The organism is Paraplanobispora takensis, from assembly GCF_016863195.1.
In the GTDB taxonomy this organism is placed as follows: domain Bacteria; phylum Actinomycetota; class Actinomycetes; order Streptosporangiales; family Streptosporangiaceae; genus Planobispora; species Planobispora takensis.
This window is the reverse complement of sequence record NZ_BOOK01000039.1, coordinates 24562-39458: the sequence shown is the minus strand read 5'-3', so window position 1 is coordinate 39458 and position 14897 is coordinate 24562. Positions and strand designations below refer to the sequence as shown.

General features: G+C 70.2%; 13 protein-coding genes. 3 read left to right on the top strand and 10 right to left on the bottom strand.

Annotated features, from left to right (window positions below; genetic code table 11):
* The first annotated feature begins 41 nt into the window (after window positions 1-41).
* Window positions 42-479, top strand: a complete 438-nt coding sequence (locus Pta02_RS27115) for a MarR family transcriptional regulator (protein WP_239131256.1) — start codon at window positions 42-44, stop codon at window positions 477-479.
* A gap of 195 nt (window positions 480-674) precedes the next feature.
* On the opposite strand, the gene Pta02_RS27110 is transcribed toward Pta02_RS27115, so the two are convergent.
* The 7 genes from Pta02_RS27110 to Pta02_RS27080 all read right to left on the bottom strand — a co-directional run bounded on the left by Pta02_RS27110 (window position 675) and on the right by Pta02_RS27080 (window position 9129).
* Complete coding sequence (locus Pta02_RS27110; RefSeq protein WP_203877771.1) at window positions 675-1952, bottom strand: thymidine phosphorylase; 1278 nt, start codon at window positions 1950-1952, stop codon at window positions 675-677.
* Between the two features lie 2 nt (window positions 1953-1954).
* Window positions 1955-2356 (bottom strand): cytidine deaminase, encoded by a 402-nt coding sequence (locus tag Pta02_RS27105; protein ID WP_203877770.1) that lies wholly within the window; start codon window positions 2354-2356, stop codon window positions 1955-1957.
* Window positions 2353-3630, bottom strand: a complete 1278-nt coding sequence (locus tag Pta02_RS27100) for an ABC transporter permease (RefSeq protein ID WP_203877769.1) — start codon at window positions 3628-3630, stop codon at window positions 2353-2355. The genes Pta02_RS27105 and Pta02_RS27100 overlap by 4 nt, the downstream gene beginning before the upstream one ends.
* Entirely contained in the window at window positions 3627-4778 is a 1152-nt protein-coding gene (locus Pta02_RS27095; protein ID WP_203877768.1) for an ABC transporter permease, read from the bottom strand. Before Pta02_RS27095 ends, Pta02_RS27100 begins: the two co-directional genes overlap by 4 nt.
* Before the next feature lie 46 nt (window positions 4779-4824).
* Entirely contained in the window at window positions 4825-6363 is a 1539-nt protein-coding gene (locus tag Pta02_RS27090; protein WP_203877850.1) for an ABC transporter ATP-binding protein, read from the bottom strand.
* A gap of 116 nt (window positions 6364-6479) precedes the next feature.
* Window positions 6480-7553 (bottom strand): BMP family lipoprotein, encoded by a 1074-nt coding sequence (locus Pta02_RS27085; RefSeq protein WP_203877767.1) that lies wholly within the window; start codon window positions 7551-7553, stop codon window positions 6480-6482.
* A 334-nt stretch (window positions 7554-7887) separates the two neighbouring features.
* Window positions 7888-9129, bottom strand: a complete 1242-nt coding sequence (locus Pta02_RS27080; protein ID WP_203877766.1) for a M20 family metallopeptidase — start codon at window positions 9127-9129, stop codon at window positions 7888-7890.
* Between the two features lie 556 nt (window positions 9130-9685).
* On the opposite strand from Pta02_RS27080, the gene Pta02_RS27075 reads away from it, so the two are divergent.
* On the top strand, window positions 9686-11077 hold the full coding sequence (locus tag Pta02_RS27075; RefSeq protein ID WP_239131255.1) for a peptide ligase PGM1-related protein: 1392 nt from the start codon (window positions 9686-9688) through the stop codon (window positions 11075-11077).
* On the opposite strand, the gene Pta02_RS27070 is transcribed toward Pta02_RS27075, so the two are convergent.
* On the bottom strand, window positions 11036-11296 hold the full coding sequence (locus Pta02_RS27070; protein ID WP_239126887.1) for an SCO4848 family membrane protein: 261 nt from the start codon (window positions 11294-11296) through the stop codon (window positions 11036-11038). The genes Pta02_RS27075 and Pta02_RS27070 overlap by 42 nt on opposite strands.
* Before the next feature lie 44 nt (window positions 11297-11340).
* Between Pta02_RS27070 and Pta02_RS27065 the strand changes: the two genes are divergently transcribed.
* Window positions 11341-12534 carry a D-alanyl-D-alanine carboxypeptidase family protein gene (locus Pta02_RS27065; RefSeq protein WP_203877764.1) on the top strand — a complete coding sequence of 398 codons (1194 nt, stop codon included), beginning with the start codon at window positions 11341-11343 and terminating at the stop codon, window positions 12532-12534.
* Window positions 12535-12696: 162 nt separating this feature from the next.
* On the opposite strand, the gene Pta02_RS27060 is transcribed toward Pta02_RS27065, so the two are convergent.
* A complete protein-coding gene (locus tag Pta02_RS27060; RefSeq protein WP_203877763.1) occupies window positions 12697-13683 on the bottom strand; it encodes a YihY/virulence factor BrkB family protein in 987 nt (328 codons plus the stop codon).
* A 209-nt stretch (window positions 13684-13892) separates the two neighbouring features.
* Window positions 13893-14897 (bottom strand): tryptophan--tRNA ligase, encoded by a 1005-nt coding sequence (gene trpS / locus Pta02_RS27055; RefSeq protein WP_203877762.1) that lies wholly within the window; start codon window positions 14895-14897, stop codon window positions 13893-13895.

Below are 14897 nucleotides of genomic sequence, written 5' to 3'. Positions count from 1 at the left end.
TTCGTGTGCATTTAATGTTCGCGCATGGTACGATCCGCCGCATGAGCGAGGATGCCGCTGTCCGCGCGTGGCGTGAGGTGCTGGCCAGGCACGCCACGACCGCCTGCGCCCTGGAGCGGGCGCTCTCCGACCGGCACGGCATCGGCATGAGCGAGTTCGAGGTCCTGGAGCGCATGGTCGAGCTCGGCCGGGAGAAGTACCGCGTCCAGGAGATCGCCGACGCCGTCCACCTGAGCCAGAGCGCGTGCTCCCGGCTGATCGCCCGCCTGGAGAAGGCGGGTCTGGTCCGGCGGGGGATGTGCGAGGTCGACCGCCGCGGCATCTACGTGCTCATCACCGAGGAGGGCCGCGAACGCCACGCGGAGGCCGTCCCCACCCACCGTGCCGTCATCACCTCGGCCTTCGCCCCCGGCGCCCCTCCCCCGACGTCCTGCGCCCCCGAGGATGAGCCCGCCCCGGAACCGGTCCCCACCCCCTGACCGCGCGCCCCGCGCCGAACCCCTCGCGGAGAACCGGGAGCAACGCGGCCCACGCCGAGCACAGGCACGCACCGGCCGTCTCCGCCGCCCTTCCGGCCCTCTCCCATGGCGCCGGTACGGCGGGCGGCCGCGCGGGCGTTCCCGGCGCCGCCGTACGGCGAGCAACCGGGAACGCGGGTCGGGCGGAGACGCCGGTCAGGCGGTGATGCGGTCGATCACCAGGGGGAGCAGGCCCCCGTCGCCGGAGGCGCCGATCGTGTAGGACCCCTCCAGGGCGGCCAGCGCCCGCTCGAAGCGCGAGGTCTCGTCGGCGTGCAGGGTCATCAGCGGCTGGCCCTGGCGGACCATGTCGCCGGGCTTGGCGTGGAGCATGATCCCCGCGCCGAAGGACACCGGGTCCTCCTTGCGCTCCCGGCCCGCGCCGAGCCGCCAGGCGGCCAGGCCCACGCCGTAGGCGTCGAGCCCGGTCAGCACGCCCGACGAGGGCGCGGTGATCTCCATGGTCTCGGCGGCCTTGGGCAGCAGGGCGTCCGGGTCGCCGCCCTGGGCGGTGATCATCCGGCGCCAGGCGTCCATCGCCGAGCCGTCCTTCAGCGCCTCCTCCGGATCCTTGCCGGAGACGCCCGCCGCCTGGAGCATCTCGCGGGCCAGGCGCACGGTCAGCTCGACCACGTCCTCGGGCCCGCCGCCGGCGAGCACCTCGACGGACTCGGTCACCTCCAGCGCGTTGCCCACCGCGCGGCCCAGCGGCCGGTCCATCGCGGTGAGCAGGGCGACGGTGTTCACCCCGGCGTCGGTGCCCAGCTCGACCATGGTCGTGGCCAGCTCGCGGGCCCGGTCGACGGTCTTCATGAACGCACCGGAACCGACCTTGACGTCCAGCACCAGCGCGCCGGTGCCCTCCGCGATCTTCTTGGACATGATCGAGGAGGCGATCAGCGGGATCGCCTCGACCGTGCCGGTCACGTCGCGCAGCGCGTAGAGCTTCTTGTCCGCCGGGGCGAGCCCGTCGCCCGCCGCGCAGATGACCGCCCCGGCCTTCCTCAGCACGTCGAGCATCTCGTCGTTGGACAGCAGGGCCCGCCAGCCGGGGATGGACTCCAGCTTGTCCAGCGTGCCGCCGGTGTGACCCAGGCCGCGCCCCGACAGCTGCGGGACGTAGCCGCCGCACGCGGCGACCAGCGGGGCCAGCGGCAGAGTGATCTTGTCGCCGACGCCGCCGGTGGAGTGCTTGTCGGTGGTACGGCCCGGCAGCGCGGACCAGTCCATCCTGGCCCCCGACCTGATCATGGCCTGGGTCCACTCGGCGATCTCCCGCCGGTTCATGCCGTTGAGCAGGATCGCCATCGCGAGCGAGGACATCTGTTCGTCGGCGACCACACCCCTGGTGTAGGCGTCGATGACCCAGTCGATCTGCTCCCGCGACAGCTCGCGGCCGTCCCGTTTGGTGACGATGACGTCGATGGCGTCCATGATCAGGCCCCCCGGCTCAGGTCGTCGGGCCCGAAGGCGTACGGCAGGATCTCCGCCATTGGCTTCGGCCCGTCCACGGTCTCCACGAGCAGCGCGTTACCGCCGAACTCGAACAACAACTGGCGGCAGCGCCCGCACGGCATGAGCAGTTCCTCATGCCCGTCCACACAGGTGAAGGCGACCAGCCGGCCGCCCCCGCTCGCCTGCAGCGCCGAGATCAGCCCGCACTCGGCGCACAGGCCGACGCCGTATGAGGCGTTCTCCACGTTGCACCCGGACACGATGCGCCCGTCGTCCACCAGCGCGGCGGCGCCCACCGGGAACTTGGAGTAGGGCGCGTAGGCGTTGCCCATGGCCCGTACGGCCTCCGCCCGCAGCGCGGCCCAGTCGATCGTGTCGGTCATTTCGCCTGACCCTTCCGGTACGGCAGGCCGTCGGCGGCCGGCATGCGCAGCCGCTGGGAGGCCAGCGACAGCACCAGCAGCGTGGTGATGTGCGGGGTGACGGAGGTGAACTGCGGCGGGATGGTGTCGGTCAGCGCGAAGGCGACGAGCACGGCGAGCGCCGAGACACCGGTGAGCAGCGCGGCCCGGCTGCGGTTCTGCCGGACGAGCTGGTGGACCGCCACGGCCGCGAGCAGGATCGCCACGAGCAGCAGCAGCGCGTGCACGGACTCGCCGCCCCGGCGCAGCTGGAGCGCGTCGGTGTAGCCGAACAGCAGCGCGCCGCCCGCCAGGCCGCCCGGCCGCCAGTTACCGAAGATCATGGCGGCGAGGCCGATGAAGCCGCGTCCGCCGGTCTGGCCCTCGCGGTAGGCGCTGGAGGCCACCAGCGACAGGAACGCCCCGCCCAGACCCGCGAGGGCGCCGGAGATGACGACCGCCACGTACTTGTAGGTGTAGACGTTGACGCCGAGCGACTCGGCCGCGACCGGCCGCTCGCCGCAGGAGCGCAGCCGCAGGCCGAAGGCCGTACGCCACAGCACGTAGAAGGTCAGCGGCACCAGCAGGATCGCCAGGATGGTGAAGAGCGAGACGTTGGTGGTCAGGCCCCGCAGGATCCCGGCCACGTCGGAGATCAGGAACCAGTGCCTGGCCTCCAGGTCGGCCAGCGCCTCGCCGACCCACGGCAGGCTCACGACCCCGGGCTTGGGCACCGGCGGCGACTGGGTGTCCCCGCCGCCCGGCATCTCGGCGAAGGTCACCTTGGACAGGTACTGGGTGATGCCCAGGCCCAGGATGTTGATCGCGACACCGGAGATGATGTGGTCGACGCCGAAGCTCACGGTGGCCACCGCGTGCAGCAGGCCGCCGACCGCGCCGCCGACCGCGCCGGCGAGCACGCCCGCCCACGGGTTGTCGAACTGGATGGCTCCCCAGGCGCCGGCCCAGGTGCCCAGGATCATCATGCCTTCCAGGCCGATGTTGACCACGCCGGCCCGCTCGGACCACAGACCGCCGAGGCCGGCCAGGCCGATCGGCACGGCCAGCGCGACGGCCGCGTTGATCGCGCCCCCCGAGGTGAGGTCGACGGCGCCGGTGACGAACCGGGTGACCGCCAGCAGGAAGACCAGGGCGGCCACGCCGATCAGCAGGAGCCGCCAGGTGAGCTTGAACCTGCCGGCGGTCGCGGTCGGCTCCACCGGAGCCTGATCCGTCTTCAGGCCGCTTGCGCTCATGCCGACGCTCCTTCGGGCCGCGGCGAGGCCCCGCCCGCCAGTTCCTTGCTCACCCGGCGCTGCTCGGCCGTGATCTGATAACGGTGGACCAGCTCGTAGGCGATGACGACCGAGAGCACGATGGTTCCCTGCATGATCAGGACGATCTCCGGAGAGATCTCATGGAGCTGCAGGATGCTCGACGAGGTGTCGAGGAAGGCCCACAGCAGCGCGCCGAAGGCGATGCCGACCGGGTGGTTGCGGCCCAGCAGCGCGATCGCGATGCCGGTGAAGCCGAGGCCGGTGGGGAAGTCCAGGCTGTAGGAGTAGGACGACCCGAGCAGCTGGGGCATGCCGATCAGGCCCGCCGCCGCGCCGGACAGCAGCATCGCGACGATGATCATCCTCTTGACGTTCACACCGCTGGCGACCGCGGCCGTCTCCGAGCGGCCGGTGGCGCGCAGGTCGAAGCCGAAGCGGGTCCGGTTGAGCAGCACGTGGTAGATCACGCCCACGACGATCGCCAGGATGATCAGACCGAAGACCTTCGCCTCGGTCCCGGGGATGATCGCCATACCGGGCACCTGCCCGGACTCGGCGATCGGCTTGGTGCCGATGTTGTTGCTGCCCGCGACCTCGACGGCCAGGCGCTCCTTGTTGAGCAGCCAGGCGCCGAGGGAGGTGGCGATGGCGTTCAGCATGATCGTGGAGATGACCTCGCTGACCCCGCGCTTGACCTTGAGCAGGGCGGCGATCGAGGCCCATCCGGCGCCGACCAGCATGGCCACGACTATGATCATGGCGATGTGCAGCGGGCCGGGCAGGGCGACCGCGCCGCCCACCGCGGCGGCGACCAGCGCCGCCAGGCGGTACTGGCCGTCGACGCCGATGTTGAACAGGTTCATCCGGAACCCGATCGCCACCGCGATCGCGGCCAGATAGTAGGTCGTCGCGTAGTTCAGCGTCAGCACGATCGACCGCGGCTGCGCGCCGTACTCGGCCATGATCCCGAGCGTCTCCAGCGGCGGGTCGCCGCTGATCAGCAGGACGATCGAGGTGACCACGCCCGCGAAGACGATCGCCAGCAGCGGCGCGGCCAGCGAGAGCAGGCCGCTCAGCCGTACCCGCCCGAGCAGGCGGTCGGCGAAGCTGGACTCTGCGGCGTTCATTCGATGCCTCCGGGGGTTCCGGGTACGGCGCGCACTACGTGGATGGTCATGCCGCTTCTCCGGCTCCCGTCATGGCCGAGCCGAGCTGCTCGGGCGTCACGTTCTGCGGGTCCACGTCGGCGACGATGCGCCCGCGCAGGATCACCTTCAGCGTGTCGGACAGGCCGATGAGCTCGTCCAGGTCGGCCGAGATCAGCAGGACGGCCAGGCCCGCGGCGCGCGCGGCGCGCAGGTGGTCCCAGATCGCGGCCTGGGCGCCGACGTCCACGCCGCGCGTCGGGTGGGAGGCGATGAGGAAGACCGGGTCGCCGCTCATCTCCCGCCCGACGATCAGCTTCTGCTGGTTGCCGCCGGACAGGGCCGCGGCGTCCACGTCGATGCCGGGGGTGCGCACGTCGTACTCCTCGACGATGCGCCGGGTGTCGGCGCGGGCTCCGCCGCGGTCGATCCACGGGCCCTTGACGTTGGGCTTGCGCGTCTGGTGGCCGAGGATGCGGTTCTCCCAGAGCGGGGCCTCCAGCAGCAGGCCGTGCCGGTGCCGGTCCTCGGGGATGTAGCCGATGCCGGCCTCGCGGCGGCGCAACGTGGACCAGGCGGAGATGTCCTGCTCACCGAGCACGATCTGCCCGTCGGCGGGACGCATGCCCATGATGGCCTCGACGAGCTCGGCCTGGCCGTTGCCCTCGACGCCGGCGATGCCCAGCACCTCGCCCTTGCGGATGTCGAAGCTGACGCCGTCCACGATGCAGCGCTCGTCCGGCGAGTGCACCGACACCTTCCGCACCGACAGCGCCACCACGTCGGTGACGGTGGACTCGCGCGTCTCGGGGCTGGGCAGCTCGCTGCCGACCATGAGCTCGGCGAGCTGGCGGGCGGTGACGCCCTTGGGGTCCACGCTGGCCACGGTGGTGCCGCGGCGGATGACGGTGATCGCGTCGGCGACCGAGAGCACCTCGTCCAGCTTGTGCGAGATGAAGATGATCGTCAGGCCCTCGCGGACCAGCTCGCGCAGGTTGCCGAAGAGCTCGTCGACCTCCTGGGGCACGAGGACCGCGGTCGGCTCGTCGAGGATCAGGATGCGCGCGCCCCGGTAGAGGACCTTGAGGATCTCCACCCGCTGCCGGGCGCCGACGCCCAGGTCCTCGACCATGGCGTCGGGATCGATGCCCAGGCCGTAGGTGTCGGAGATCTGCTTGATCTTCCTGCGCGCGGTGCCGAAGTCGAGGGCGATGCCGCCCTTGCGCGGCTCGCTGCCCAGGACGACGTTCTCCAGGACGGTCAGGTTGTCGGCCAGCATGAAGTGCTGGTGGACCATGCCGATGCCGGCGGCGATGGCGTCGGAGGGAGAGCGGAAGGTCACGGCCGAGCCGTTGACGCGGATCTCCCCCTCGTCCGGGCGCTGCATGCCGTACAGGATCTTCATGAGGGTGGACTTGCCCGCGCCGTTCTCGCCGACGATGGCGTGCACGTGCCCCTGCCGTACGGACAGGGAGATGTCGCGGTTGGCCACGACGCCGGGGAAACGCTTGGTGATCCCCGCGAGCTCGACGGCCGGTGTCGAGGTGCTGATGACGGCCTCCTCCATGCGGACGGCCACGATTACGTGATGGGGAGAGTAGATCGAAGGGCCCGGGGAATCGTCCGCCGGGCCCTTCGTTGATACCAGGTCAGATATCAGGTCACAGGACCGCTGATATCAGGTCAGGAGACTTCCTTCGGCACGGTGATCTCGCCGGAGATGACCTTCTGCTTGTACTCGTCGAGCTTGGTCTTGATGTCGTCGACCTGGCCACCGGTGGTGGAGTAGTCGACGCCGCCCGCCTTGAGGTCGTAGACCGTCGTGCCCGCCTTGGCCGCGCCGGAGGTGGCGCCCTTCAGGAAGTCGAAGACCGCGACGTCGACCTTCTTGACCATGGAGGTCATGATGACGTCACGCACGTCCTCGGCGGCCGTCTTGGCCTGGTCGGAGTCGACGCCGATCGCCTTGCCGTTCGCGGCCTTGGCCGCCTCGAAGACGCCGCCGCCGGAGCCGCCCGCGGCGTGGTAGACCACGTCGGCGCCCGCGTCGAACATGCCCTCGGCCGCGGTCTTGCCCTTGGCCGGGTCGGCGAAGCCACCGAAGTCCGGCGGCTGGGTCAGGTACTTGACGTCGACCTTGATGTCGGACTTGACGGCCTTGGCACCCGCGACGAAGCCCGCCTCGAACTTCTTGATCAGCGGAACCTCGACGCCGCCGACGAAGCCCACGTGGTTCTTGGTCGACTTCAGCGCCGCGGCGGCGCCGACCAGGAAGGACCCCTCGTGCTCGGCGAAGACCAGGTTGGAGATGTTCGGCCCGGTGGCGGCCTCGTCGTCGACGATGGCGAACTTCACGTCGGGGAACTCGGTGGCGACCTTCTTCACCGGCCCGGAGTAGGCGAAGCCCACCGCGATGATCGGGTTGAACCCGCCCTGGGCGAGCAGGCGCAGCCGCTCCTCCTTGGCCGCGTCGGTCTCGCCGTTGCCGGCCTCGAGCTCCTTGGTCTCGGCCAGGCCCAGTTCGGTCTTGGCCTTGTCCAGACCGGCGGCGGCGGCGTCGTTGAACGACTGGTCGCCACGGCCGCCGATGTCGTAGGCGAGACCGACCTTCGCGCCGCTGGCGGCCGGAGCGCTGCTCGCGGCACCGCTCGGGCTGGCGGACGTGGCCGGCTCGTCGCCGCCACACGCGGCGGCGCCCATGAGCATGCCGCCGGCCAGTGCAGTCGCGGCCAGCCTGCCGAATCGGTTCTGAAGCAAGATGGACTCCCTTCGCGTTCTCAGTGCACGCGCGAAGAGACGCACGGCAACCCTGCACGGAAGATAGTTGTTCAGCGAGCATGGACCAAACCAGCACACAGCTCCGCAATAGGTCCGTTACCCAGCTCACGCCACCTTGTGACACGCGAAGGCGGACGACACTACTGATGAGTAGGATCGACCGGCCTCACAGGAGGCCGCCAGGGGGCCGACGGTCCGGCCGGCGGGTCTCCCCGCTTCCGCCCTGGCAGCAGGCGACTATCTCGGTACGCGATGCACTTTTTTGGTGATTAACGTGACCGCTATGGCGTAAGGAGAAATCCAGTCCGCGGTGTTAGTTGTCCAAATTCAACATCACGACCTGCTCCCCGGTGCCCGGCCGCGGCTCCTCCCACAGCGCGGTCAGCGCGGTCGCGGCCAGGAAGCGCACGCCGGTGCCGATGCAGGTCTCGTCGACGTCGAAGGTGCCCTGGTGGATGTCGCCGGCGTGCGCCTCACCCGGAGTGCGCGTGCCGAGCCGGGCGAAGGCGCCGGGGACGGACTCGAGGTACCAGCCGAAGTCCTCGCCGCCCAGGCTCTGCTGGGTGGGCACCGAGGCGCCCTCGCCGAGCACGCCCTCCGCCGCCTCGATCAGCATCTGCACGCTGACCTCCTCGTTGACCACCGGAGGCACGCCGCGCACGTAGTCCATCTGCGCCTCGATGCCGTAGGCGGCGGCGACCGACTCCAGCAGCGCCTTGATCATGTCGGGGGCGGCGTGCCAGGCCTCCTCGTCCAGGCAGCGCACGGTGCCCTCGGCGACGCCGTCGTCCGGGATCGCGTTGGCCGCGGAACCGGCCTCGACCCGGCCCCAGACCAGGCTGAGCGACGAGCGGGGGTCGACCCTGCGGGAGAGCGCGGCGGGCAGCTCGGTGAGGATCTTGGCCAGCGCGAAGACCAGGTCCGCGGTCAGGTGCGGCCGGGCGGTGTGCCCGCCGGGGCCGCTGACCCGGACGGTGACCCTGTCGCAGGCGGAGGTGATCGGGCCGATCTTGAGGCCGACCTTGCCGACGTCCACCCGGGGGTCGCAGTGCAGGCCGAAGATCCGGTCCACGCCGCTGAGGCCGCCGGCGGCCATGACCTCCAGCGCGCCGCCGGGAAGCTCCTCGGCGGGCTGGAAGATCAGCCGGACCCGGCCGGGCAGCAGCCCGGCCTCCGCCTGGCGGGCCAGGAAGAGCGAGGTGCCGAGCAGGACCGTGGTGTGCACGTCGTGTCCGCAGGCGTGGCAGACGCCGGGCACGGTCGAGCTGTAGGGGACGTCCTTCTCGTCGGGCACGGGCAGCGCGTCGATGTCGGCCCGCAGCGCCACGGTGGGCCCGTCGCCGCTGCCCACGTCGCAGATCAGGCCGGTGCCGCGGGGCAGCACCGACGGCAGCAGGCCGGCGGCGGTGAGCTTGTCGGCGATGCGCTGCGTCGTGCGGTACTCGGCGAAGCCGAGCTCGGGGTGCATGTGAAGATCACGGCGGAACCCGATCAGCTCGCTCTCACAGCCGGCGAGGAACGCGTCGAGCTCCCCTCGCAGATCCATCCCCCGCATCGGTCACCGTCCCATCCGCGTCAGTACTTCTGAATATCGACGCCTATGCCAACTGCCCGCCAACTGCCCAGATACCAGATATGCCACTGCCCAGAATCACGCGACCCATGATGCAGCGCCGAAAGCGATCACCGCACGGAGATGCCGGAGTGGGTGCACGGGCCGTCAGCGCGGATGACAATGCGCCAGTGCGGGAACGGCAGGCCGGTGTGGGGCCGCCGGCGGCACACCGACGTATGCATCGACTGTATCTCTCTTGGGCTGGCAGTCGTCGACATCTGTGCCAAATGTTTCGCCGCCCCATACACATCTCTCGTCCCTCCTGACCCAGGAGGACCATGACGAATAGTCCGGAACGACCACGGGCGGTAGCCGGAGTCAAGTGGCCTAGACCACGCGTGCACCGTCCGGCGGCGGTTGAAACCTCGCTGAACTGGCACCTTAGGTGACTTCAGGTGCCACTCATCGAACCCGGCGGATGGATGTAAGCAAGAAGAATGCGTGATTCACTCCGCTTATGATCACTAATATCCCATTTGGGGAGAAGCACTCCAGATTGAGCATCTTCGAACCGAACGAGGGAACCGTGGTGGTCATCCCCTCGTTGTCGCTTCCCCAGGACGAACTGCGCAGGATAACCGGGGCGCGATGCTACGAGGAGCGGCTCCTCTTCCTGCTCATGGCCCTGCGGAGACCGGCGCTGCGGCTGGTGTACCTCACCTCGGCACCGGTGGATCCGGCGATCGTCGACTACTACCTGAGCTTCCTGGACGATCCCCGGGAGGCGCGCGACCGCCTGGAAATGATCCATCTGGGTGGGGGTCCCACCGGCGGCGGGCATCCGGCCGGTCCCCTCACCGAGGAGATCCTCCGCGACCCCGGCACGGTCGCGCGGATCCGGCGGGCGGTACGGGACACCGAGGACGCGTGGATGGTGCCCTTCGTCGTCAGCGAGGCCGAGGAGCGGCTGTCCTCGCTGCTCGGGATGCCGATCTACGGCCCCGCCACCGCGCTGGCCCACCTGGGCTCCAAGAGCGGGGGCCGGCTGGTCGCCGAGGACGCCAAGGTGCCGCTGGCCCGCGGTTTCGCCGACCTGCGGTCGCTGACGGAGGTCGAGCACGCCGCCCGGGTCCTGGGCGAGGGCCGGTTGATGATCAAGCTCAACAACAGCTACTCCGGTCTGGGCAACGCCGTGGTGGTCAAGGACGACCGGCCGCTCACCGCCTGCCACACGAGCTTCTCGGCCACCGACGAGGACTGGACGACCTTCGCCGAGAAGATCGCCGAGCGGGGGGCCGTGATCGAGGAGTTCGTCGAGGGCCGTCCCCTGTACTCCCCCAGCGCCCTGGCCAGGATCACCCCCGGCGGCGCCTACGACGTCGTGGCCACGCACGACCAGGTCCTCGGCGGGGCCAACGGGGACGTCTACCAGGGGTGCACCTTCCCGGCGCGGCCGGAGTACCGCGCGGCGGTGGGCGAGTGCGCCGAGCGCATCGCCGCGGTCCTGTCGGGCCGGGGCGTGGTGGGGGTGTTCGGGATGGACTTCTTCGCCGTCAAGACCGACGGCGGCTACCGCACGCTGCTGTGCGAGATCAACCTGCGCATCGGGGGCACCACCCATCCCTTCGGCGCCGCACTGCTGACCACCGGCGCCGTCTACGACCCCGGGAGCGGCACGCTGAAGTGCGGGGAGCAGTCCAAGTACTACGTCGCGACGGACAACTGCGCCGCCGACTGCCTGCGGGGCCGTACGCCCGGGGAGGTCGTCGAGATGGTGCGCGCGGCGGGGCTCGGCTTCGACCGCGACTCCCTCACCGGGAACGTGCTCCACCTGCTCGGCGCGGTCCCGGAGTACGGCAAGCTCGGCTTCACCAGCATCGGCGACTCCGCGCAGGAGGCCGCCGACCTACACCGGCGGACGCTTCGGGCTCTTTGCCCAGGCTCGTAGGCCGATCGCGCCCAGCACCAGGGCGAGGACGATGTTGACCCCGATCAGGACGCCGTGCACCACGTAGAAGGACGTGGGATGGCCGTCCGCGAGGTTGAAGCCAAGGTTGATCCATTCGAAGATCATGAAAGCGGCAAGTGCCAGTAGGAATCCGGCGATCTTTCGTGATATTTGCATTATGTCGGCATCCTGTCGCGTGCTCCTGACCTGGTCGGGCATGGGCAAACACATGCGAATCGGTACGAAGCTACCCTGAGATCACTATGGCGATGAAACATGTCGCGCCTGTCGGGGTACTGCTCGCGGCGACCACCTTCCTGTCCGCTCCCGCGTATGCCGGAGCCTCCGGCGGCGCTCCCGTGCACGGTGCCGGGACTCCCACGAGCCTCGGCACCCTCACCCGCGCCGTTCCGACCGGAGCCGAGCCCGTGGGAGGTGTGCGGCTGGGCGAGCGCGGCGTCATCGTGCCCGAGGGGGTCAAGGCCCCGCCCAGGACCGCCGCGAAGTCCTACGTGATCGCGGACGCCGACACCGGCGAGGTGCTCGCCGCCAAGAACCCGCACGGCCGCTACCGTCCGGCCAGCACGCTCAAGGCCCTGACCGCCCTGACGCTCATCCCCAAGCTCGACAAGGCCACGAAGATCCGGCCGAGCAGGAACGCCGTCAACCAGGAGGGCAGCGCGGTCGGCCTGGTGACCAAGCCCCTCTACACGGTGGAGGACCTGTTCAAGGCGCTGATGCTGGTCTCGGGCAACGACTCGGCGATGGCGCTGGCCGAGGCCAACGGCGGCCTGGACAAGACGCTGGCGGACATGAACGCCGAGGCCCGGCGGCTGCAGGCCCTCGACACCGTGGCCAAGACGCCCAGCGGCCTGGACAAGCCCGGCCAGAGCAGCTCGGCCTACGACCTGGCGCTGATCGCGCGCGCCGGTCTCGCCAACGACGACTTCCGTCGCTATGTCAGCCTGAAGACCGACAAGTTCCCCGCGCCCAAGGGGTACTACGAGATCGGCAACCACAACAGGCTGCTGTGGCGCTACAAGGGCATGATCGGCGTCAAGAACGGCTGGACCTCCAAGGCCCAGGCCAGCTTCGTCGGCGCGGCCCGGCGCGACGGGCGCACGGTCATCGTGTCGATCATGCGACACGACGGCTACTTCTGGGAGGACGTCTCCGACCTGCTCGACTGGGGGTTCGCCGCCCACGGCAAGGTCGCCCCGGTCGGCCGGCTGGTGGACCCGGCCCCCGGCCCCGCACCGCTGCCCTCCTCCTCCGCCTCAGCCTCCGCCGTGCCGCTGAAGGCGGAGGCCGCCACACCGGCCCCCGCCGCCGACGCGACGGCCGCCAGGACCGTCCCGGAGTCCACCGGCCCGCTCACCTACCTGCTCGTCGCGGGGGCGCTCGGCGGCCTGGTCTGGCTCGGGTACGGCATACACCGCCGCCGCCGTCAGCACTGAACGGGTAGGTCCTGAGGCAGGAGGCGGGCGGGTACGGCGGAGCGGGTGCCGTCCATGCGTGAGACGGGTACGGCGGCACCCGGCCTGCCACGCACCGCCGTACCTCCCGAAGACGGGCCCGCACACCCCCCGACGCCCGCGGGTGGAGACCCCCGCCCCGCCTCAGTCGCCCGGATCGGGCCTGTATCCGGTCCCCTGGCGGAACTGGGCCGGGTCGACGAGGTCGTTGCCCGTGTTCGGGAAGGGCGTGGGCTCCGGGGGCGGGCCGAAGGAGGCGGTGGCGGTCCAGGCGGCGGCGTACATGATGATCCGGGAAGAGAAGTTGATCCAGACCAGCAGGCCGACCATCACCGCGAACACCCCGTAGATGGGGTTGCCCAGGGTGAACGAGAGCAGGAACACGGCGAGCTGCTTGAGCACGGCGAAGGCGATCGCGCCCAGCAGCGCGCCGCGGATCACTATCCGGAAGGGCTGTGTGGAACGGCCCAGCCAGCCCAGGAGGATCAGGAAGACCACGGTGTCGGCGGCCACGCTGACCGCCAGGCCGACGAGCGAGATCGTGGCGGTGGCGACGAACGACTTAGACAGGCCCAGCCATCCGGCCACCGTCTCGCTGGCCTGGGTGGCGAAGCCGCCGATCACGACCGAGGCGAGCATCGTGATGCCGACCAGGATCAGCGCGGACAGGTCCCGGAGCTTGCCGAGGGCGAAGTTGAGCGGCGGCTCGGTGGTCATGGACATCTCCCGCAGGGAGCCGCGCAGGACGTCGATCGCGCCGAGACCGGCGTAGAGGAGGCCGAGCAGGCCGATGATCCCGGCGGTGGTCTTGGAGTCGGCGATCTGGTCGATCGGGAGCTTGTCGGCCAGGCCCGGGAGATAGTTGTTGATGGCCTCCTTCAGGGCTTTCTCGGCATTCGGCACGGAGGACAGGAAGAAGCCGAAGAACGAGAAGGCCAGCGCGACGATCGGGAAGAACGACAGGAACGCGAAGTAGGTGATCGCCCCGGCGAGCCGGTCGCCGAACTGCAGCTGGTAGCGCTGCACGGTCCTGAGCAGGTGGTCGAACCAGTGCCACCTGACTCTGCCGGCCTCGATCCGGTTGTGGCGCCAGGCGTGGAACGCCTCGAAACGTTCACCCAGTTCCACCATCCGCACCCCCTTGCCCGCCGTACGCGGAGGGAGGAAGCCCGCACGGCGTCCGGAGAACCGGGAGGCCGGACGAGCCGTCGAGCACCACCGCACGTGACGGTTGCGGTACCCCCGGCCCCCGTGGTCAAACGGCGTCCACAGGCCCCGCCGCGCCTCGGGAGGACGGGCGAAGCCCCGCCCGGTGACGGATCACCGGGCGGGCGCGCCGATCACAGGGTGGGCAGGAAGCCCGCCCGGTCGCGGACCTTCTCCATGGTCTCGGCGGCCACGGCCCGGGCCTTGGCGGCTCCGGCGGCGAGCATCTTGTCGAGCCCGGCCTCGTCGGCCAGCAGCTTCTCCGTCCGCTCCCGGATCGGCGTGAAGGCCACGGCCACGGCCTCGGCCACGTCCTTCTTGAAGGTGCCGTAGCCCTGACCGGCGTAGCGCGTCTCCAGCTCGGGGATCGGCGTGCCGGTCAGCGCGGACAGGATGCGCAGCAGGTTGGCGATGCCGGGCTTGTTCTCCTCGTCGAACAGGATCTCGGACCCGGTGTCGGTGACCGCGCGCATGACCTTCTTGCGGAGCGGCCCGGGCTCCTCCAGCAGGTCCAGGATGCCCGCGGGCGAGGAGGACGACTTCGACATCTTGGCCGTCGGGTCCTGCAGGTCGGTGATCTTCTCGACGCCCTTGACGATGTACGGCTCGGGCAGCGTGAAGGTCTCGCCGAAGCGGTGGTTGAAGCGCTGGGCCAGGTCTCGGGTGAGCTCCAGGTGCTGCTTCTGGTCGGCCCCGACCGGGACCTGGTTCGCCTGGTAGAGCAGGATGTCGGCGGCCTGCAGGATCGGATAGGTGAACAGGCCGACGCCGGCGGAGGTCTCGCCGTACTTGGCCGACTTGTCCTTGAACTGCGTCATCCGCCCGGCCTCGCCCATGCCGGTCAGGCAGATCAGGATCCAGGCCAGCTCGGTGTGCTCGCGCACGTGGCTCTGGATGAAGACGGTGGACCGCTCGGGGTCCAGGCCGGCGGCGAAGAGCTGGGCCGCGGCGACCCTGGAGCGCCGGCGCAGGAGCTCCGGCTTGTAGTCCACCGTGATGGCGTGCAGGTCGACGACGCAGTAGAAGGCGTCGTATCCCTCCTGCATCGCGACGTACTGGCGCACCGCACCCAGGTAGTTGCCCAGGTGGAAGGAGTCGGCGGTGGGCTGGATGCCGGACAGAACACGGGGACTCGCCAT